The following is a 19987-nucleotide window of genomic DNA, read 5'->3' on the forward strand; positions in this document are numbered from 1 at the left end:
ACGATGTGGTCCTCAACCGACCGGAATACCGGACTCCGGAATTCCAGATTCCGGAATGTTCGGCTCCGAATTCCTCCGGCCACAGGCGACGATCATTCCCGAATAGCCCTCACGTACGGCGGCCGAGGCCTTGAGACGCGTTGTCTCGAACTCGCCCGCGAAAGGCCGGAGACTCTCGTACACCTCCAACTCTCCCACGTCGCACGCCGGGAAGAAATGGTCACCCGTGTAATACCCGATCGAATGCTCCATGAACGCGGCGGCGAACGGCGCCCCGGGGGCGAGGGCGCGCAGGAAGCACTCGACGGCGCGGCGGAACTCGTCGTGCGAGGCGGTCATCGACTCCGCGACGAAGAACATGGTCCCCATGGACCAGCGGCCCTCGTGCCGCACCAGGTCGAAGAGGTTGCCCGACTGAACCCGGACCACGTCCCGGAACCTGGCCCGCGGGTCGAACTCCAGTGCGTCGTATGCCTTGTTCCTGCACAGCCGCTCCCAGAACTTGTCCCAGTTCCCGTCGTAGGAGGGGACCTGGCCCTTGAGGTAGCGGACGTTCGAGGGCGAGCGCTCGTAGAGGGTGATCTCCTCACACCAGGGCAGCATGGCGAGCGCCGGGTAGAGGTTCGCACCGGCCCCGACGTCGATGCCCGAGACACCGGCGGTGCCGCACCCCCGGAAATGATCGCCGAAATGATCGCCCACGATCTGAAGGATCTCCGCGTCCTCCGCCTGCAGGCCGCGGTAATTGTGCTCGACGTAGGCAATGGGGTCGAATGCGGCCCATGACACGTCCGCATTCAGTTGTACATCCCCCGACGATCTGAAGGTCATTGGTCGAGGGTACCGCCCGGAAGGCGGGTCCGGATCCCCCTTCGGCCAACCGGGCGAGGCGGTTACGCCGCTCGGGGCGCACCGAGGGCGCACCGGGGCGAATGACTCATTGGACCTGATCCGGCCTTGAAGGGGCTGGATCATCCCGCTCAAGATGGTCGGAAATCTGTCGAACACATCCGAACGGCAGACAGCGCGCGTCCCATTCGTACCACCCGTACGGAGGGTCACGCATGCTTGACTCCATTCCGCAGGGGGGCGGCATGACCGTGTTTCCAGAAGAACGTTTCCCTTCGCGTGGCGGGCCCACCGGACCGGCCCTGTTCCACGACCGGGCGTTCGTCGACCGCCCTCTGACGATGCGGGGTGTCACGGAGGACGACCTGCCGGAACTGGTACGGGTGGACCGGGAGGCGTTCCCCGACGACCCGTACCCGTACTTCGTGCTGCGCCAGCTGTTCGACCTGCACGGGGACTGTCTGCTGGTGCTGGACGACGGGGAGAGCCTGCACGGGTACGTCCTGTACGTCACCACGCAGGACGGCTACCGGAGTTGGATCGTCAGCCTCGGTGTGACCCGCGACCAGCGCGGCCGCGGGCTGGGACGGCGGCTGATGCTGGAGGTGCTGCGCCGGCTGCGGGCCGAGGAGGTGCGCGAGGTGCGGCTGACGGTGGAGCCGGCGAACGCGGCGGCGATCATGCTGTACCGGTCGCTGGGTTTCTCGTCCGACGAGGGGGTGCGCACGGACTACTTCGGAGCCGGAGAGGACCGGCTGATCATGACGCTGGGCCTGTGAAGCGCCGTACGTACCGCCGCTGCCGGGGTGTCTCCACGGCGTGCCGGTCGTAGTGGGCGCGCACATCGGCCACGGCACGCCCCGGCGGGACGCCGTCCAGCACGGCGAGGCAGGCGAGGGCGGTACCGGTACGTCCGCGGCCCGCCGCCGCAGGCGCCCTCGACGCGCCCCTCCGCGGCCCGCTCCCAGGCCTCGGTGAGCAGCCGCCGGGCCTCGCTGCGACTGCCGGGCGGCAGGAAGTCGGGCCACCGCAGCCAGTCGGAGGCCCAGGGCGCCGGCGGGGGCCGTTCGCCGAGCAGGTACAGCCCGTACGTGGGCGCGGGCCGCCCGGCAGGGGCCGCCGCAGCCCCCGCCCGCGCACCGGCCGCCCGGACGGCAGCCGCAGGACGCCGGGCGCCTCGGGGTCCCCGCCTGCGCCGTCGGAACTGCGGGTGCGGTCGTCCGGTTCGGGATCGCTCATCGGCCCGGTGTCGGGCGGCGGGCCGGCGCGGGGGTGCCGTTTCGCGGGCGGCGGACGGGCGCGTCGGCCGCAGGGCACCGGCCACAGGCCACCGCCGGTGTGCCGCCGCCGTCGGACACCGTGCGGGCCGTGCGGCTACGACACCGTGCGGGCCGCCGCGAGCAGTCGGGTCACGTCCTCGGAGCAGATGGTCAGGGCCGCGCCCACCGTGGCCAGGACGTCGCGTTCCGCAGGGGTGTAGGGGCCGTCGGCGAGGGCGATACGGGCCCCCTGGAGCAGGATCGACTCGCGGCCGGTGGGGGCGAGGTGCGGGGCGAGCGGGTCCAGGGCCTCGTGCAGCTCTATGGCCAGACTCGCGCCGCCGCCCGGTTCGCCGCAGACCCGGCCGGTGTCGGCGGCCACGGCGTCGACCAGGGCGCACAGCCCGTCCGCGGTGCAGTCGTCGAAGCCGGCGGAGCGGACGGCGGCGGCGGCCGTCTCCAGGGACGTACGGGAGCAGGTGCCGCCCGCGGCGAGGACCGCCAGGGCCACGGTGTGGACGGCGTCGCGGAGCATCGCGGCGAAGCGGGTGGTGGTCGGGTGGTCGAGGACGTCGGTGCCGTAGTGGTGGCCGCAGGCCGCGCACTCCACGACCGGGCCGGTCTCCCCGCGTGGCAGGACCGGCAGGCCGACGAGGGTGAGGCGGCGGCGCCCGGTGAGACGCTGGTAGTTGCGGTCGCCCCCGCAGCCGGGGCAGAAGAACTCGCCGTCGCCGACGGTGGTCCATGCGGTACGGACGCCGAGGACCTGCGAAAGGCGGCCCTTGCGGGCTTCCGGGCCGTTGCGTCCCCGTCCTGGCAGCACGTCGCACCTCCGTATCGCCGCGGCAACATCGCCGCTGCTGGCGTGATGTTAGCCACATTCGTGAGGCGGAGTCAGTACCCCGGACGAGACCTCCTCGTGATCTTCGGCCGAAATGGCCGGTGCACGACGCGGCCCCGTCCGCCTCGCGGGGCGGACGGGGCCGTGAACGTGGAGGTCAGCGGGCGGCTCGGTTGACCGCGGAGACGACCGCCTTCAGCGAGGCACGTGTCGTATTCGCGTCGATACCGATCCCCCACAGGACCTTTCCGTCGATCGCGCATTCGATGTACGAGGCGGCCTGCGCGGAGGCGCCCTCGCTCATCGTGTGCTCCTGGTAGTCCAGCAGACGTACGTCGATGCCGACGGACTGCAGGGCGTCGAAGAACGCCGAGATCGGGCCGTTGCCGGTGCCGGTGAGGACGGTGTCCTCACCGTCGACCGTGGCCTCGATGGTGAGGGTGTCGACGCCGTCCTTGTCCGTGGTTGTCTGCCCGGTCCGCACCTGGATGCGGCCCCACGGGTTGTCCGGGTTCGGCAGGTACTCGTCCTGGAAGACGTCCCAGATGTCCTTCGGCGTGACCTCGCCGCCCTCGGCGTCCGTCTTCGCCTGGATGATCTTCGAGAACTCGATCTGCATCCGGCGCGGCAGGTCCAGCTTGTGGTCGTTCTTCAGGACGTAGGCGATACCGCCCTTGCCGGACTGCGAGTTGACGCGGATGACCGCCTCGTAGGAGCGGCCGACGTCCTTGGGGTCGATCGGCAGGTAGGGCACCGCCCACTCGATGTCGTCGACGGTGACGCCCTTGGCCTGCGCCTCGGCCTCCATGGCGTCGAAGCCCTTCTTGATGGCGTCCTGGTGGGAGCCGGAGAAGGACGTGTAGACGAGGTCCCCGATGTAGGGGTGGCGCGGGTGGACCTCCATCTGGTTGCAGTACTCCCATGTACGACGGATCTCGTCGATGCCGGAGAGGTCGATCTGCGGGTCGACGCCCTGGGAGAACAGGTTCATGCCCAGGGTGACCAGGTCGACGTTGCCGGTGCGCTCGCCCTGGCCGAACAGGCAGCCCTCCACGCGGTCGGCGCCCGCCATCACCGCCAGCTCGGCGGCGGCGACGGCCGTGCCGCGGTCGTTGTGCGGGTGGGCGGACAGGCAGACGAACTCGCGGCGGGAGAGGTTGCGGTGCATCCACTCGAAGCGGTCCGCGTGCGTGGACGGGGTCGAACGCTCCACGGTGGCGGGCAGGTTGAGGATGATCTCGCGGTCCGGGCCGGGCTGCCAGACGTCCATGACCGCCTCGCAGACCTCGAGGGCGAAGTCCAGTTCGGTGTCGGTGAAGATCTCCGGGCTGTACTGGTAGCCGAACTCGGTCTCGGGGCCCAGCAGCTTGTCCGCGTACTCCATCACCAGCCGGGTGCCGTCGACGGCGATCTGCCTGATGTCGTCCTTGGAGCCGCGGAAGACGACCCGGCGGAAGACCGGGGCGGTGGCGTTGTAGAGGTGGACGTTCGCGCGGCGCGCGCCCTTCAGGGACTCCACGGTCCGCTCGATCAGGTCCTCGCGGGCCTGGGTCAGGACGGAGACGGTCACGTCCTCGGGGATCGCGCCCTCCTCCTCGATGATGGAGCGCACGAAGTCGAAGTCGGTCTGGCCGGAGGCCGGGAAGCCGATCTCGATCTCCTTGTAGCCCATCTTCACCAGCAGGTCGAACATGGCACGCTTGCGCGCCGGCGACATGGGGTCGATCAGGGCCTGGTTGCCGTCGCGCAGGTCGGTGGAGAGCCAGCGCGGGGCCTTGGTGATCCGCCGGTCGGGCCAGCTGCGGTCGGGGATGTCGACCTGCTCGTACGGCCGGTACTTGTGGATCGGCATGGAGGTGGGCTGCTGGCGGTTCGCCATGGTGCGTGGGCTCCTCAAGGGGTCCGGAAGGACGGCCGACGACGCAACGCCAAGCACCGCGGGGAGGGGGTCGGCCTCGACTACAGGCCCTCGCCGCGGCAGCTAAGGAGAAGCAGCCCGAAACGCATGATGCTCCGCATGCTAGCCGAGGCGCGCCGGGCACGAAGGCCCGTATCAGTATGCGGGACCGGGAGCACCTTTCGGACAAAAAGTTACTAAAGTCATGTTTTATGCACGACGAGGTTGCGTCCCGGCGGCGCGATGTGGGGCGCGTACGCCGAGTCCAAGGCCGAGGCCGAGCGGCAGCCGCTCGCGCCGGAGGGTGCGGACCTGCGGATCGGTCGGCTCCCCTTCGTCCACGGCGAGGGCGATCCACACCTCGCGCGCGCACGGATCCCGACCCGTGGTCGGGGATCATGTCCACCGAGCGGATACGGCGGGACCTCGGCTTCCGGCCCCGCTACCCGACCGTGTGGGCCGCCCGCGACGCCGGGGCGCTGTAGCGCCTGGCACCGGCCGCCGTTTGCCCGGTACGTCCCCGGGTACTGCGATCCCTCGTCGACTCCTCGACCAGGATCGGGAGGCCCGTATGCCCGCCCCCAGCCCCGCCGTGTCCAGGGTGGCCGTGATCACCGGATCCGACTCCGGTATCGGCCGCGCCACCGCCGTCCGCCTGGCCGAGGCGGGGATGGACATCGGCATCACCTGGCACAGCGACCGAAAGGGTGCCGAACAGACCGCCGACGAGGTCCGCGGCAAGGGGCGGCGGGCCGCCGTGGCCCAGGTGGACCTCACCCGGCTTCCCGAGGCCGCGGACACGGTCGACGCGCTGTGCGAGGAACTCGGCCGCGTCGATGTCCTGGTCAACAACGCCGGTACGGGCACCATGACCCCGTTTCTGGACCTGGGCCTCGACGACGTGCGCCAGGTCCTGGACGTCGACCTGCTCGGCCCGTTCCTGTGCGGTCAGCGCGCGGCGCGGAGGATGATCCGGCAGGGCGACGGCGGCCGGATCGTCAACGTGACCTCCGTCCACGAGCACCAGCCGCGGGTGGGCGCGGCCCCGTACTGCGCGGCCAAGGGCGGCCTCGGCCTGCTCACCCAGGTCATGGCCCTGGAACTGGCGGAGCACGGGATCACCGTCAACGCGGTGGCACCCGGCGAGATCGCCACGCCCATGACCGGCCAGGAGGACACGGACGTGCACACCGAGAGCCGCCCCGGTGTCCCGCTCGGGCGCCCGGGCGACGCCCGCGAGGTCGCGGCCGTGATCGCCTTCCTCGCCGGCCCCGACGCGTCCTACGTCACCGGGGCCTCGTGGAGCGTGGACGGCGGCATGCTGCGGATGGGGCCGATGGCCGGCTCGCACATGGCCGGTGACGACTGGCGGCGCCCCTGACCCCGGGGCGGCACCCGGGGCCGCCGGCTCAGTCCACCCCCCGAATCCGCCCCACCAACCCCGCCCCCGCCATCCCGATCAGCGCCGCCACCAGGTAGAGGACACGGTATCCGCCGAGGTGGGTGACGATCGGTGCCGCCAGTGCGGGGGCCGCGACCTGGGGCAGGGCGTTGGCGACGTTGATGACCCCGAGGTCTTTGCCCCGGTCGAGTGCCTCCGGCAGCACGTCCGTCATCAGGGCGAAGTCGACCGAGGTGAACACCCCGAAGCCCACGCCCAGCACCGCCGCCGCCACGATCGCGCCCGGCCAGGTCTGCCAGGCCGACAGGGCCGCCGTCGCCACCGCCATGAGCACTCCCGACCAGATCACGAACGGCTTGCGGCGGCCCACCCGGTCCGACCAGACCCCGCCGACCACCACCGTCGCCAGCAGCGTCACCCCGTTCACGGCGGTGAGGATCAGGACGCCCCGGCCCGGGTCGTGGTAGTGGACGCGATCCCGGAGGTAGTACAGGAGGTACAGGAGCACCAGGGCGTTGCTGAGGTTGATCAGGAAGCGGGTCAGCCAGGCCCAGCCCAGGTCCGGGTGGCGGCGGGGGCTCAGCCAGAAGCCGGCCAGGAAGCCCCGCCAGGACCAGGGCGGCCGGGCCGCGGCCGGCAGCCGCAGGTCCCGGTGGCCGAGCACATACGGCAGGACGCCCGCCACCGTGAACACCGCGCAGGCGGCGTACCCCGCCCCGATGCCCCCGGCCACGGTGGCGAGCCCCGTCCCGCCGACCACGCCGAGGATCTGCGCCGCGCCCAGCCAGCCGCCCACCGAGCCGCGCTGCAGCCGGGGCACCCGGTCCGGCACCGCCGCCGTCACCGCCGCGAACGCCGCGTTCAGCGTCAGCTGCACCAGACACCAGCCGAGCGCCATGGTCCGGGGACCGCTCGCGCCCGCGAGCAGCAGCAGTGACACCGCGCCGCCCGCCGTACCGGCCACGATCCACGGCGTGCGGCGACCCCGGCGTGCCGTCGTGCGGTCCGACAGCGCGCCGAAGAGCGGGTTCGCGACCAGCGACACCGCCGCGCCCGCACCCGTCACCCAGGCCAGCATCGTCTCCTTGGACATCCCGGAGCCGGGCGCGAAGTCCTTCGCCTGGGAGGCCAGCAGGATCTGCAGGGGGCCGTACCAGCCGACCCAGATCGCCCCGTTGGCAAGCGACAGGGCGCAGGTCCAGCCGCGGCCGACCCGTTCGACGGGTTCGGCGAGGGCGTCGACGGTGGGCGCGGCCCGGTCGGCCGTCGTCATCTCTGTGCCCGCAGCAGGTCCCGGAACCAGCCGTACGACGCCTTCGGGGTCCTCTCCAGTGTCCTGTAGTCCACGTGCACCAGCCCGAACCGGCGCGCGTACCCCTCCGCCCACTCGAAGTTGTCCAGCAGCGACCACACGAAGTAGCCCCGCACGTCGACGCCCGCCTCCAGCGTCCGGTGCAGGGCCCGGATGTGTCCGTCCAGGTAGGCGATGCGCTCCTGGTCGTCGACGCCCTCGTAGGAGCAGCCGTTCTCGGTGATGACCACGGGCGGCAGGCGGTCGCCGTAGCGGGTGCGGAAGCCGGTCAGCAGCTCGGTGAGCGCGTCGGGGACCACCGGCCAGCCGAAGTCGGTGACCGGGTGGCCCTCGACCTCCCGGACGGAGAAGGGCAGTTCGGCGGGGAGGGTGAGGCCGCCGAACTCGATCTCCGCACCCTGCGGGGCGCCCACCCGCGTCGGCGCGTAGTAGTTGATCCCGTACCAGTCGACCGGCTCCGCGATCACCTTCAGGTCCGCTTCGACGTCTTCGGGGGCTCCCGGCATCAGCTCCGCCAGACCCTCGGGGTACCGGCCGAGCAGCAGCGGGTCCGAGAACAACCGGTTCAGCAGGAGGTCGTAGAACTCGGCTGCCTCCACGTCCTCCTGCCTCCGGGACGCCGGCCAGGTCGGGCCGTGGGAGTTGGCGATCCCGATGTCGCCCGCGCCGGCAGCGCGGAGTGCCTGTACGGCCAGGCCGTGGGCCAGCAACTGGTGGTGCGCCACCGGCAGGGCGTCGAACATCAGCTGCCTGCCGGGGGCGTGCGCGCCGAGCGCATGACCGAGCAGCGTGTGCTCGGCGGGTTCGTTGAGGGTGATCCACTTGTGCACGCGGTCGCCGAGACGGCCGGCCACCACCGACGCGTACTCGGCCAAACGCGACGCCGTGTCCCGCTGGAGCCAGTCCAGCGTGACCGGCAGGTCCCAGTGGAAGAGGGTCACGACCGGGCGTACGCCCGCCGCACACAGCTCGTCGACCAGACGGTCGTAGAAGTCCAGGCCGCCGGGGGTGTTCACCCGCGGCCAGGAGACGGAGAAGCGGTACGCGTCCACGCCCAGGCCGGCCAGGAGCGCCACGTCCTCGCGGTAGCGGTGGTAGTGGTCGCAGGCCACCGCCGCGGTCGAGCCGTCCTTCACCCGGCCCGGCCCGGCGCTGAAGGCGTCCCACACGGACGGCTCACGCTCGTCGGCCGCCCCCTCGATCTGGTGGGCCGAGGTGGACACGCCCCACAGGAAGCCGGGCGGGAACTGAGGTATCGGATCCGTCGCCATGCGCTCGTCAGTCACCATGCGCGGATCATCCTTACCGCCGGTAACAGAAGTCAACGGGCAGGCACGAACGACCCGGCGGGCACGGCCCTGCCCGTGCTGCGCCGGGTGATCAGCGGGCATGCGCCGACCGCGCGCGGTGACCGTCCGCCAGGTCGAGCGCGAGCGGCGCGCGGTCCGCGTCCGAGCCGGCGCACGCGGTGCCGCCGGGTCATGCGGTGCTCCCGCCGAGGAACGTGAGGGGCGAGCACGCCCCGCCGCTCCTGGTGGATCTGCGGAACTGACGGGGTTCCGGGTGCGCGGGACCGTACGGTGAGGCAGAAGGCGGTTACGCCCCTTCCCCGAGCACCCGCGAGACCAGCTGCCGCTGTTCCTCGGTCAACCGGGGATCGGCGGCGTACACCGTCCTGCCGTCCACGGTGATCTGGTAGCTGAACCCGTCGGGAACCTGCGTGGGGGGCGTGCCCTGGCCGGCCGCGAGCGCGCGCTCGGCCAGGGCGTGCCACTCGGCCGCGTCGGGCCGCTCCGAGGTGTCCACCTCGGCCCGGCGCTCGATGCCCGCGAACCCGCCCGTGCGCCTGACGTGAATACGCATGAGTGCCTGTCTAGTACGGAACTACGCGGTCGGCACCCCGACCTCCTCCCAGGCCTTGAGAACCGCCTCCTGTTCCTGGCCGGCTGCGCCGTAACGGGACGTGGCGGCCGCCACGGTCAGCTTCGCGAAGTCCGAGAAGGCCGCGTCCTGCCGCAGTTCGCCGCCGGTGAGCACGTCGTACCAGATCTGCCCGGCCCGCTCCCAGGCGTGTCCGCCGAGTGCGGTGGCGACCAGGTAGAACGCGTGGTTGGGGATGCCGGAGTTGATGTGCACGCCGCCGTTGTCCTGGCTCGTGTGCACATACCCGGCCATGGTCGCGGGCTGCGGGTCCTTGCCGAGCGTCGGGTCGTCGTACGCCGTGCCCGGCGCCTTCATCGAGCGCAGCGCCGTGCCGTGGACGCGCGGGGCGAGGAGTCCGGCGCCGATCAGCCAGTCGGCCCGGTCGGCGGTCTGACCGAGGGCGTACTGCTTGATCAGCGAGCCGAAGACGTCCGAGACCGATTCGTTGAGGGCACCCGACTGGCCGAAGTAGGCGAGGTTCGCCGTGTACTGGGTGACGCCGTGGGTGAGTTCGTGTCCGATGACGTCGACCGGGAGGGTGAAGTCGAGGAAGATCCTGCCGTCTCCGTCGCCGAACACCATCTGCTCGCCGTTCCAGAAGGCGTTGTCGTAGTTCTCGCCGAAGTGCACGCTGGCGTCCAGCGGGAGCCCCTTGCCGTCGATGGAGTCGCGGCCGTACGCACTCCGGTACAGCTCGAAGGTGGCGCCGAGACCCGCGTAGGCCCGGTTGACGGTGGCGTCCTCACCGGGCTGGTCGCCCTCGCCGCGGACCTTCCTGCCGGGCAGGTTCTGCTGGTGCCGGGCGTCGTAGACGGTGCGGTGCGGCTGGTCGGCGGCCTGCTGGGGCGGGGTCGCCGCGGGTGCGCCGAGGACCGTGGTCAGCCGGCGGCGGGTGCGCTCCAGGGCGTCGCGCTCCAGGGTGCGGCGCGCGGGAGCGGCGAGCGCGGCGTCCTCGTGCCGGGCGAGTCTGTCGAGGACGTGCGGCGGGACGATGGTGCAGAAGACGGGCCCGTGGCCCCCGTGACTGGTCATGTGGCGCACCATCGCACTGCGTCACGACGATGTCACCCCTCGCAACCATGATTGGTGAAAAGGCGTGACACGGAGCAGTGTGTTCCGTGAAGACGTGGTATGGGTCTCCCGCTTCCGGAGGTGGGCGGCCCGAGGCGGACGCCACCCGAACGGCGGTGCAAGACCGCGACGAAAAGCCCTACGGCTCCGTCAGCCCCGCGTCGTACCCTTGAAGTCGCGAGGCCGCCCCTGAAGTCGCGGCCGTACGGAGGAGGAATCGCAGGCCTACAGAGCCGGCCCATGACTCAGACACCCACAGCTCACACCCCTGCGCAGGGGCAGGCGAGTGCCCAGATCACCGTTCCCGCCCAGCACCCCATGGTGATGGTGCTGGGGTCCGGCGACTCCCTGCTGCGCGTGATCGAGACGGCCTTCCCTGGGGTCGACATCCATGTCCGGGGCAACGAGATCAGCGCGGCCGGCGACGCGGCGGAGGTCGCCCTGGTCCAGCGCCTGTTCGCCGAGATGATGCTGGTGCTCCGCACGGGGCAGCCGATGACGGAGGACGCAGTGGAACGCTCGATCGCCATGCTCCGGGCGGGCGAGGACGGCGGGGGCGCCCAGGAGACCCCGGCGCAGGTCCTGACGCAGAACATCCTGTCGTCACGCGGCCGCACCATCCGCCCGAAGACGCTCAACCAGAAGCGGTACGTGGACGCGATCGACAAGCACACGATCGTCTTCGGCATCGGCCCCGCGGGTACCGGCAAGACCTACCTCGCCATGGCGAAGGCGGTGCAGGCCCTGCAGTCCAAGCAGGTCAACCGCATCATTCTGACCCGTCCGGCGGTGGAGGCCGGGGAGCGTCTCGGCTTCCTGCCCGGCACCCTCTACGAGAAGATCGACCCCTACCTGCGCCCGCTGTACGACGCGCTGCACGACATGCTCGACCCCGACTCGATCCCGAGGCTGATGGCCGCGGGCACGATCGAGGTCGCCCCCCTGGCGTACATGCGCGGTCGCGCCCAACCGCGATGCACGAACGTCCTGACACCGGACGGCTGGCGCCCCATCGGCGACCTCCAGGTCGGTGACCTGGTCATCGGCTCGAACGGTGAGCCGACACCGGTGCTCGGCGTCTACCCGCAGGGCGAGAAGGACATCTACCGCGTCACCGCTCAGGACGGCTCGTGGACGCTGTGCTGCGGCGAGCACCTGTGGACGGTGCGCACGGCCGCGGACAAGCGCCGTAACAAGCCGTGGCGGGTCCTGGAGACCCAGGAGATGATCGGCAACCTGCGGGCGGCGCGCGCTCGCCGGTATGAGCTTCCGCTGCTCACAGCGCCGGCCTGCTTCCCGGAGCGCGAGGTTCCCATGGACCCCTACGCTCTGGGGCTGCTGCTGGGCGAGGGTTGCCTGACGGCTTCCACGACCTCTTCGTCCGCGACGGAGGACGCGGGACCGGCCGAGGCGTTGGAGGCCGCACTGGCGGGTGCGGCGGTAGGGCACAAGGGCGGACCCGACCACGTCCTCGACCGGATCAAGTCTCCCGGCGATGTGGCCACCTCGGAAAGCCCGGTCACCCGGGTGCTGCGCGAACCGGACCTGCTGCGCACCGGTTCCCACGCGAAGTTCGTACCGGACGACTACCTGCACAATTCCGCCGAGGTACGGCTGGCCGTACTGCAGGGCCTGCTCGACTCCGACGGTGGATCGGTCACCCGGTCCGACCGCACGTGCCGCATCCGGTACACGACCACGTCGATCCTGCTCCGGGACGACGTCATTTCGCTCGTACGGTCGCTCGGCGGTGTCGCCCACCACCGTCGCGGGTTCGCGAAGGGGCGTAAGCCGGGCCGCGCGAGCGGCCGGGAGGTCGCCCACCGGTACGACGCCCACGTCATCGACATCCGTCTCCCCGAAGGCGTCGACCCCTTCCGTCTCGCCCGCAAACTCGACAAGTACCACGCGGCGGGAGGCGGCAGGCGCCCGGCGCGGTTCATCGACAGCATCGAGCCCGCGGGCCGGGAGGAGTGCGTCTGCATCCAGGTCGCGGCCGAGGACTCCCTCTACGTCACCCAGGACTACCTGCTGACGCACAACACGCTCAACGACGCCTTCATCATCCTGGACGAGGCCCAGAACACGAGCCCCGAGCAGATGAAGATGTTCCTCACCCGCCTCGGCTTCGACTCGAAGATCGTGATCACGGGTGACGTGACCCAGGTCGACCTCCCGGACGGCACCAAGAGCGGTCTGCGCCAGGTGCAGGAGATCCTGGAGGGCGTCGAGGACGTCCACTTCTCCCGGCTGTCGTCCCACGATGTCGTACGGCACAAGCTCGTCGGCCGTATCGTCGACGCGTACGAGCAGTACGACAGCAGGCACGGCACCCAGAACGGCACCCACAAGGGGCAGAGCCGGGGCAAGGCCGGGCACAAGGGGAAGTAGAGACCGAGCACCACATGTCGATCGACGTCAACAACGAGTCCGGAACCGAGGTCGACGAGCAGGCGATCCTCGACATCGCCCGCTACGCGCTCGCGCGGATGCGCATCCACCCGCTCTCCGAGCTCTCGGTGATCGTCGTGGACGCCGACGCCATGGAGCAGCTGCACGTGCAGTGGATGGACCTGCCGGGGCCCACGGACGTCATGTCCTTCCCGATGGACGAGTTGCGCCCGCCGTCCAAGGACGACGACGAGCCCCCGCAGGGCCTGCTCGGCGACATCGTGCTGTGCCCCGAGGTCGCCGCCAAGCAGGGCGCCGAGGCCCCGACGCAGCACTCCATGGACGAGGAGCTGCAGCTGCTGACCGTCCACGGAGTGCTGCACCTGCTGGGCTACGACCACGAGGAACCGGATGAGAAGGCCGAGATGTTCGGTCTGCAGGCCGCCATCGTGGACGGCTGGCGCGCGGAGAGGGGCCTGACCGGTCCGTCCCCGGCCCCCACCGTCTCATGAGCCCCCAGATCGTCGTCAGCGCGATCGCCCTGGTCGTCGTCGCCTGGCTCGCCGCCTGCGCGGAGGCGGGCCTGGCCCGCGTCTCCAGCTTCCGCGCGGAGGAGGCCGTGAGGGCGGGCCGGCGCGGCAGCGCCAAGCTGGCCCAGGTCGCCGCGGACCCGACCCGCTATCTGAACGTGGCGCTGCTGGTCCGCGTCGCCTGCGAGATGGCCGCCGCCGCGATGGTCACCTATGCCTGTCTGAAGGAGTTCCCCGGGACCGCCGAGCCGCTGCTGGTGGCGATCGCGGTCATGGTCCTGGTGTCGTACGTCGCCGTCGGCGTCTCCCCGCGCACCATCGGCCGCCAGCACCCGCTGAACACGGCGACGGTGGCGGCGTACGTCCTGGTGCCGCTGGCCCGGATCATGGGCCCGATCCCGTCCCTGCTGATCCTCATCGGTAACGCGCTCACCCCCGGCAAGGGCTTCCGCCGCGGCCCCTTCGCCTCGGAGGCCGAGCTGCGCGCCCTCGTGGACCTCGCCGAGAAGGAGTCCCTGATCGAGGCCGAGGAGCGCCGCATGGTGCACTCGGTCTTCGAACTGGGCGACACCCTCGTGCGGGAGGTGATGGTGCCGAGGACGGACCTGGTCACCATCGAGCGCTTCAAGACGATCCGCCAGGCCCTCACCCTCGCCCTGCGCTCCGGTTTCTCGCGCATTCCGGTCACCGGGGAGAGCGAGGACGACATCGTCGGGATCGTGTATCTGAAGGACCTGGTCCGCAAGACGCACATCAGCAGGGACGCCGAGTCGGAGCTGGTGTCCACCGCCATGCGGCCGGCCACCTTCGTGCCCGACACCAAGAACGCGGGCGACCTGCTGCGTGAGATGCAGAAGGAGCGCAACCACGTCGCCGTCGTCATCGACGAGTACGGCGGCACGGCCGGCATCGTCACCATCGAGGACATCCTCGAGGAGATCGTCGGCGAGATCACCGACGAGTACGACCGCGAACTGCCGCCGGTGGAGGAGCTGGGCGACGACCGCTACCGGGTCACCGCCCGGCTGGACATCGGCGACCTGGGCGAGCTGTACGGGCTGGAGTCGTTCGACGACGAGGACGTGGAGACCGTCGGCGGCCTGCTCGCCAAGGCTCTGGGCCGGGTGCCCATCGCTGGGGCGTCGTCCGTGGTGGAGCTTCCGGACGGCCGGGAGCTGCGGCTGACGGCGGAGGCCGCGGCGGGCCGCCGCAACAAGATCGTGACGGTGCTGGTGGAGCCGGTGCGCCCCGTGGACCTTTCCGAGGACCAGGAGAAGGAGCCCGCATGAGCCCTCAGGAGCTGCGCGCCTTCTGCCTGTCGTTCAACGCGGCGGTCGAGGACTTCCCGTTCGACCCGGAGATCTCGGTCTTCAAGGTGCGGGGAAAGATGTTCGCGCTGAGCTGGATGGACTCCCGGCCCCTGACGGTCAACCTCAAGTGCGACCCGGAGGACGCGATCCGGCTGCGCACCGAGCACGAGGGCCTGATCATCCCCGGCTACCACATGAACAAGCGTCACTGGAACACGGTCACCGTGGACGGCGGGCTCCCGGACCGTCTGGTCCGCGAACTCGTCGAGGACTCGTACGACCTGGTCGTCGCCGGTCTGCCGCGGGCCGACCGGCTCCGCCTCGACCGGCCCTGAGCCGGCCGCCCGACCGGCCCGCACGCCCCGGCGCGGCCGGTGCCCGGCCGTTCTTCGTATGCTCTGGGCATGACCGACAGCAACGCGCTCGACCCCGAGGACCGCAAGATCGTCACCCTGGCCCGTTCGGCGCGGGCCCGCAACGGCGTTCCGGAGGGCGCCGCCGTGCGGGACGAGACGGGCCGTACGTATGTGGCCGGCACCGTGGCCCTGGACTCCCTGAAGCTGAGCGCGTTGCGGACCGCGGTCGCGATGGCCGTGGCCTCGGGGGCGCGGTCCCTGGAGGCGGCGGCGGTGGTGAGCGAGGTGGAGGCCGTGCCGGCCGAGGACCTGGCCGCCGTCGCCGATCTCGGAGGTGCGGGGACGCCTGTGCTGCTCGCCGCTCCGGACGGCACGGTGCAGCTGACCGTTTCCACGGGCTGAGCCACCAGGATCCGCTGAGAGGTTCCGTCCGTGGCGTTCAGCGGGACGGAGAACCCGGCCATGAACCCCGGCGACCCGGTCGGCGTGGGCCCGCTCAGCGGCACGGTCGCCTCCGGTGACAGCCCGGACGTCCAGGGCGGCTCGCTGAAGACGGCGGTCTTCGGGATCACCGTGACCTGTACGGCGAGCGCTCCGCAGTCGCCCTGCCCGTTCGTCTTCGACCGACGGAACCGAGCGATCTGTTCCGGTTGTCCCGGGGCCGCCACAGAAACTGATGATCCGTCAGATTCTTGCGGCAGTTCCATTGACTTCTCACCCCCGCTCCACATCAATGCCCCCTGTCGGCGCAGATGAGCCGCTGCGCCCGCAACCCTCAGGAGGGGCCCCATGGGTTCGACACCCCGAAGATCCCGACGGTGGCGCTGGGCGTCGCTGTTCGGGGCGACCGCGCTCGCGGTCACCGCGGGCGGTGCGCTGGCCAGTCCGGCCGGTGCCGCCGGCACGAACGTGGACTTCGCCACGCACTGCATCCCGCCCGCCGTCGCGGGCATCCCGCCGATCGACGGCACCACCACCGCCGGCGTGTCGGTGGACAACACCAGCCCGAAGGTCGGCGACACCGTCACCGTGACCTACACCGTGGTGACGGCCGCCGCGTCCAACCCCACCGACCTGGCTCTGCCGGCCGACATCATGACCCCGACCGGCAAGGTCACCCTCGGTGGCGCCCAGACCGGTGCCGTCACGGTCGCCGGACCGAAGAAGAACCCGCCGGTGCCGGGGAAGGCCGCCTTCCCGTCCTTCTCCATGACCGGGACGTTCACCGTCACCAAGGCCGGCCAGATCACCCTCTCGCCGGGCGACTACAACATCCACACCAGCTACATCCTGGAGCTGGACACCCCGTGCACAGTCACCGACCCGCCCGCCCCGGTGTCCCAGACCCTGACGGCGACCGACGGCACTCCCGCCAACACCCGGACCATCTCGCTGAGTTCGGCCTCCGGCGACCCGGGCGCCAGTGTCACCGTCACCGGAAGCAACTTCACGCCGGGCGCCACCGTCACCCTGGCCGGCCGGTCCGGGAACGCCCAGACCGCGGACACCGCGACCGTCACCGCGAACGCCCAGGGCTCCTTCAGCGGTTCGCTGGTCGTCAACGAAAGGACGACGACCGGGATCGTGGCCTACGAGGGCAGCTCCTGGAGCGCGGACAAGGGCGCGGGCCCGGCGGCGTACGTGGTCGACGACAACACCCCCGTCCCGGCCGGCGGTCAGAAGCTGACCACCACCGTCAAGGCGGGCACCCTGTCCATGTCCCAGGCCGGGGACGCCGTGTCCCTGACGGCGGTGGACTTCGGCAAGGGCGGCGCCTCCGCCGGGAAGCTCCAGACCGTGACCGTGCAGGACTTCCGCGGCGGCCCCGCCGGCTGGTCCCTGACCGGCAAGGTCACGGACTTCACCGGGCCCGGCGGCAAGATCGACGCCGGGAAGCTGAGCTGGACCCCGGCCTGCGCGACCAAGCCCGGCAGCCCGAGCACCTGCAAGGCCGGGTCGGCAGGAGCCGTGGGCACCTCGGGGGCGACCCTCGCGTCGGCGGCCGACGGCACGCTCAGCGGCGGTGAGTTCACCGTCGACGCCGGGCTGTCCCTGGACGTACCGGCGTTCACACCTCCGGGTTCGTACTCCGGCGTGCTCACGCTGACGCTCGCCTGAGCGCAAGGGCGTCCGCACCCGCCCGTTCCCCTGTCCCTCGTCCGTGGGGGTCCGCACCCATGCGCAAGCTGTACGTCCTCCTCGTGGGCCTCGCGCTGGCATGGCAGGCCACGCCCGCGCACGCCGCCGACAACGGCAGCTGGTCCGTCTACCCGGTCGCCTCGAGAGTCGCCGCGCGGCCGTACTTCTACCTCTCCGCCGACCCCGGCCAGACCCTCACCGACAAGGTCGCCGTCCAGAACAAGACCGGCGAGCCGCTCACCTTCCGGCTCTACGCGGCCGACGCCTACAACACGCCCAGGGACGGCGGCTTCGCCGTACGCACGCCGGCGGAACGGATGCTGGCGGTGGGCGCCTGGGCGAGGCCCGCGCAGTCCCGGATCACCGTGCCGGGGCACAGGACCGTCACCGTGCCCTTCACGCTGCATGTGCCCGAGGGTGCCGAACCCGGCGACCACCCGGGCGCTGTCGTCGCGCTCAACGAGCGGGTGGACCCGGGCAGCGGCGAGCTGGCCCTCGGCGTGCAGCGGGCCGTCGCCGCACGCGTCTACCTCCGGGTCGGCGGGCCCACGCTGCCCGCGCTCTCGGTCGAGAAGGTGCACATCAGCCACCACCAGCCCCTGGTCCCCGGCCTCGGCGACAGCACGGCGACCGTCTCCTACACCCTGCGCAACACCGGGAACGTCACCCTCGACCCGAAGGTGGAACTGACGGCACACGGACTGTTCGGCCGTACGCTGCTCGACCGCCGGCTGACCCGGGTGCCGTCCGAACTGCTGCCGGGACAGCGGGTGCGGCTCACCGAGACGTGGCGGGGCGCGCCGCAGCTCGACCGCGGCCACGTGACCTTGACGGCGAGCGCGCCCGGCACCCGGCAGTCGGCGAGCGCCGGCTTCCTCGCGCTGCCGTGGCTCGTGGTGACGCTGGTGTCCGCCGCGGGCCTGACGGTCGGCGTGCTGCTGGTCAGAGCGCGTCGGGGCCGCGCTCGCCGGTCCGCACGCGTACGACCGTCTCCACGGGCAGCGCCCACACCTTCCCGTCCCCGATCTTCCCCGTCTGCGCGGCCCTGACGATCGCGTCGATCACGTCGTCGGCGACCGTGTCCTCGACGACGACCTCGATACGGACCTTGGGCACCAGGTCGACCCGGTACTCGGCGCCGCGGTAGACCTCGGTGTGGCCGCGCTGGCGGCCGTAGCCGCTCGCCTCGGTCACGGTCAGGCCGTGCACACCGAGCTCCTGCAGGGCCGTCTTGACCTCGTCGAGGCGGTACGGCTTGACGATCGCGGTGATGAGCTTCATGCCTGCGTGTTGACCTTCTGCGCGGAGGAGACGACGGGGGACGCGCCGACCGGGGCACCGTGCCCCAGGACCCCGTGATCGTAGGCCGTCTCGGCGTGCACCGTAAGGTCCAGGCCGGTGTACTCCTGCTCCTCGCTCGCGCGGAAGCCCATCGCCTTGTCGATCAGTTTGCCGAGGCCGTACGTGGCGGCGAACGCGTACAGCGCCACGGCGGCCACCGCGAGGAGCTGCTTGCCGAGCTGCGCGATGCCGCCGCCGTAGAAGAGACCCTCGGGGCCGCCGGTCATCTCGCGGACCGCGAAGAGGCCGATGAGGAGGGTGCCGATGACGCCGCCGACCAGGTGGACGCCGACGACGTCGAGCGAGTCGTCGTAGTTCAGCCTGAACTTCCAGCTCACCGCGTAGGAGCAGACGACGCCGGCGGCGAGGCCGACGACCAGCGCGCCGAGCAGGGACACCGTGCCGCAGGAGGGGGTGATGGCGACCAGGCCCGCGACGGCGCCGGATGCGGCACCCAGCGTGGTCGGGTGCCCGTCGCGCTTCTGCTCGACGAAGAGCCAGCCGAGCAGGCCGGTGCAGCCGGCGGCCAGGGTGTTGAGGAAGGCGGCCGCGGCGAGGCCGCTCGCGCCGAGGGCGGAGCCGGCGTTGAAGCCGAACCAGCCGAACCAGAGGAGCCCGGCGCCGAGCACCACCATGGGAAGGTTGTGCGGCCGCATGGCGTCCTTCTTGAAGCCCAGACGCGGGCCGAGGACCAGGCACAACGCCAGTCCGGACGCGCCGGAGGTGATCTCGACGGGCAGGCCGCCCGCGAAGTCGAGAGCACCCAGCTTGTCCAGGATCCAGCCACCCGGACCCCACACCCAGTGGGTGACGGGAACGTATACGAGCAGGGCCCAGACGGGCACGAAGACCAGCCAGGCGCCGAACTTCGCGCGGTCCGCGATCGCGCCGCTGATCAGGGCGGCGGTGATGATCGCGAAGGTGAGCTGGAAGGTGGCGAACAGCAGGGTCGGGACGGTGCCGTGGACGCTGTCCGGGCCGAGGCCCGCCATCCCGGAGTGCTTCAGCCCGCCGATGAGGCCGGCGAACGCGTCGTCGCCGAAGGCGAGGGAGTAACCGCAGGCCAGCCATACCACCGTGACCAGGGCGATCGACACGAAGCTCATCATCAGCATGTTGAGGACGCTCTTCGTGCGGACCATGCCGCCGTAGAAGAGGGCGAGGCCGGGGGTCATCAGCAGCACGAGGGCGGTGGCGGCGAGCAGCCAGGCGGTGTCGCCGGTGTCGGCGGGGGTCCCCCCTGCTCGAGCGGAGTCGAGAGCCAGGGGGAGGGACGCGGCCAAAGTCACGGGCTCTCCTACGGTGCGGGGGCTCGTCCGAGGGTCACCGGCGCTCGTTTCCTGTCGCGTACAGGCATGTTTCCGTG

At 71.2% G+C, this 19987-nt stretch carries 18 protein-coding genes and 4 pseudogenes; 12 read left to right on the forward strand and 10 right to left on the reverse strand.

Features of this window, described 5'->3' with window-relative positions:
- Positions 1–12 precede the first annotated feature (12 nt).
- Positions 13–789, reverse strand: a complete 777-nt coding sequence (locus AC5WS8_RS05500; protein WP_496102136.1) for an SCO2525 family SAM-dependent methyltransferase — start codon at positions 787–789, stop codon at positions 13–15.
- A 305-nt stretch (positions 790–1094) separates the two neighbouring features.
- Between AC5WS8_RS05500 and AC5WS8_RS05505 the strand changes: the two genes are divergently transcribed.
- The gene (locus AC5WS8_RS05505; RefSeq protein ID WP_496102137.1) at positions 1095–1628 is read left to right on the forward strand and encodes a GNAT family N-acetyltransferase; all 534 of its coding nucleotides are present in this window, start codon (positions 1095–1097) and stop codon (positions 1626–1628) included.
- Here the strand turns inward: AC5WS8_RS05505 and AC5WS8_RS05510 are convergent.
- The 3 genes and pseudogenes from AC5WS8_RS05510 to leuA form a co-directional block, all read right to left on the reverse strand.
- Positions 1609–2088: pseudogene (locus tag AC5WS8_RS05510) on the reverse strand (protein phosphatase). The gene AC5WS8_RS05505 and the pseudogene AC5WS8_RS05510 sit on opposite strands and share 20 nt — an antisense overlap.
- 135 nt (positions 2089–2223) lie before the next feature.
- Entirely contained in the window at positions 2224–2931 is a 708-nt protein-coding gene (locus tag AC5WS8_RS05515; RefSeq protein WP_496102138.1) for a TerB family tellurite resistance protein, read from the reverse strand.
- A gap of 175 nt (positions 2932–3106) precedes the next feature.
- Positions 3107–4828, reverse strand: coding sequence for a 2-isopropylmalate synthase (gene leuA, locus AC5WS8_RS05520; RefSeq protein WP_496102139.1), 1722 nt, complete (start codon positions 4826–4828; stop codon positions 3107–3109).
- A 246-nt stretch (positions 4829–5074) separates the two neighbouring features.
- Here leuA and AC5WS8_RS05525 point away from each other — a divergent pair.
- Both AC5WS8_RS05525 and AC5WS8_RS05530 read left to right on the forward strand, forming a co-directional pair.
- Positions 5075–5331: pseudogene (locus AC5WS8_RS05525) on the forward strand (NAD-dependent epimerase/dehydratase family protein); the annotation flags it as partial.
- 86 nt (positions 5332–5417) lie between these two features.
- Positions 5418–6227 carry an SDR family oxidoreductase gene (locus AC5WS8_RS05530; RefSeq protein ID WP_496102140.1) on the forward strand — a complete coding sequence of 270 codons (810 nt, stop codon included), beginning with the start codon at positions 5418–5420 and terminating at the stop codon, positions 6225–6227.
- A gap of 28 nt (positions 6228–6255) precedes the next feature.
- Here the strand turns inward: AC5WS8_RS05530 and AC5WS8_RS05535 are convergent, their stop codons facing one another.
- Positions 6256–7521: an MFS transporter gene (locus tag AC5WS8_RS05535; protein ID WP_496102141.1), complete on the reverse strand. Its 1266-nt coding sequence runs from the start codon at positions 7519–7521 to the stop codon at positions 6256–6258.
- Positions 7518–8849 carry a GH1 family beta-glucosidase gene (locus AC5WS8_RS05540; RefSeq protein WP_496102142.1) on the reverse strand — a complete coding sequence of 444 codons (1332 nt, stop codon included), beginning with the start codon at positions 8847–8849 and terminating at the stop codon, positions 7518–7520. Before AC5WS8_RS05540 ends, AC5WS8_RS05535 begins: the two co-directional genes overlap by 4 nt.
- A 54-nt stretch (positions 8850–8903) precedes the next feature.
- On the opposite strand from AC5WS8_RS05540, the pseudogene AC5WS8_RS05545 reads away from it, so the two are divergent.
- Positions 8904–9112 (forward strand): annotated as a pseudogene (locus AC5WS8_RS05545) (ATP-binding protein); the annotation flags it as partial.
- Between the two features lie 44 nt (positions 9113–9156).
- Here AC5WS8_RS05545 and AC5WS8_RS05550 read toward each other — a convergent pair.
- A complete protein-coding gene (locus AC5WS8_RS05550) occupies positions 9157–9423 on the reverse strand; it encodes a protealysin inhibitor emfourin (protein ID WP_496102143.1) in 267 nt (88 codons plus the stop codon).
- A gap of 21 nt (positions 9424–9444) precedes the next feature.
- Positions 9445–10515, reverse strand: a complete 1071-nt coding sequence (locus AC5WS8_RS05555) for a M4 family metallopeptidase (RefSeq protein ID WP_496102144.1) — start codon at positions 10513–10515, stop codon at positions 9445–9447.
- A gap of 279 nt (positions 10516–10794) precedes the next feature.
- Between AC5WS8_RS05555 and AC5WS8_RS05560 the strand changes: the two genes are divergently transcribed.
- The 8 genes and pseudogenes from AC5WS8_RS05560 to AC5WS8_RS05595 all read left to right on the forward strand — a co-directional run bounded on the left by AC5WS8_RS05560 (position 10795) and on the right by AC5WS8_RS05595 (position 18329).
- On the forward strand, positions 10795–12945 hold the full coding sequence (locus AC5WS8_RS05560; RefSeq protein ID WP_496102145.1) for a PhoH family protein: 2151 nt from the start codon (positions 10795–10797) through the stop codon (positions 12943–12945).
- Positions 12946–12959: 14 nt separating this feature from the next.
- Positions 12960–13457 carry an rRNA maturation RNase YbeY gene (gene ybeY, locus AC5WS8_RS05565; protein WP_103838288.1) on the forward strand — a complete coding sequence of 166 codons (498 nt, stop codon included), beginning with the start codon at positions 12960–12962 and terminating at the stop codon, positions 13455–13457.
- Complete coding sequence (locus AC5WS8_RS05570; RefSeq protein WP_496102146.1) at positions 13454–14764, forward strand: hemolysin family protein; 1311 nt, start codon at positions 13454–13456, stop codon at positions 14762–14764. Before ybeY ends, AC5WS8_RS05570 begins: the two co-directional genes overlap by 4 nt.
- Positions 14761–15120 (forward strand): MmcQ/YjbR family DNA-binding protein, encoded by a 360-nt coding sequence (locus AC5WS8_RS05575; RefSeq protein WP_496102147.1) that lies wholly within the window; start codon positions 14761–14763, stop codon positions 15118–15120. Before AC5WS8_RS05570 ends, AC5WS8_RS05575 begins: the two co-directional genes overlap by 4 nt.
- A gap of 69 nt (positions 15121–15189) precedes the next feature.
- Positions 15190–15543 (forward strand): cytidine deaminase-like protein, encoded by a 354-nt coding sequence (locus AC5WS8_RS05580; protein WP_496102148.1) that lies wholly within the window; start codon positions 15190–15192, stop codon positions 15541–15543.
- A gap of 27 nt (positions 15544–15570) precedes the next feature.
- Positions 15571–15765: pseudogene (locus tag AC5WS8_RS05585) on the forward strand (hypothetical protein); the annotation flags it as partial.
- A gap of 165 nt (positions 15766–15930) precedes the next feature.
- A complete protein-coding gene (locus AC5WS8_RS05590) occupies positions 15931–17259 on the forward strand; it encodes a WxL domain-containing protein (protein ID WP_496102149.1) in 1329 nt (442 codons plus the stop codon).
- A 59-nt stretch (positions 17260–17318) separates the two neighbouring features.
- On the forward strand, positions 17319–18329 hold the full coding sequence (locus AC5WS8_RS05595) for a DUF916 domain-containing protein (protein ID WP_496102150.1): 1011 nt from the start codon (positions 17319–17321) through the stop codon (positions 18327–18329).
- Here AC5WS8_RS05595 and AC5WS8_RS05600 read toward each other — a convergent pair.
- Together AC5WS8_RS05600 and AC5WS8_RS05605 are read right to left on the reverse strand one after the other, a co-directional pair.
- Entirely contained in the window at positions 18223–18561 is a 339-nt protein-coding gene (locus AC5WS8_RS05600; RefSeq protein WP_496102151.1) for a P-II family nitrogen regulator, read from the reverse strand. The two genes, AC5WS8_RS05595 and AC5WS8_RS05600, sit on opposite strands and share 107 nt — an antisense overlap.
- On the reverse strand, positions 18558–19904 hold the full coding sequence (locus AC5WS8_RS05605) for an ammonium transporter (RefSeq protein WP_496102416.1): 1347 nt from the start codon (positions 19902–19904) through the stop codon (positions 18558–18560). The genes AC5WS8_RS05600 and AC5WS8_RS05605 overlap by 4 nt, the downstream gene beginning before the upstream one ends.
- Between the last annotated feature and the right edge of the window lie 83 nt (positions 19905–19987).

It is taken from the genome of Streptomyces sp. PTL18 (genome assembly GCF_059510295.1).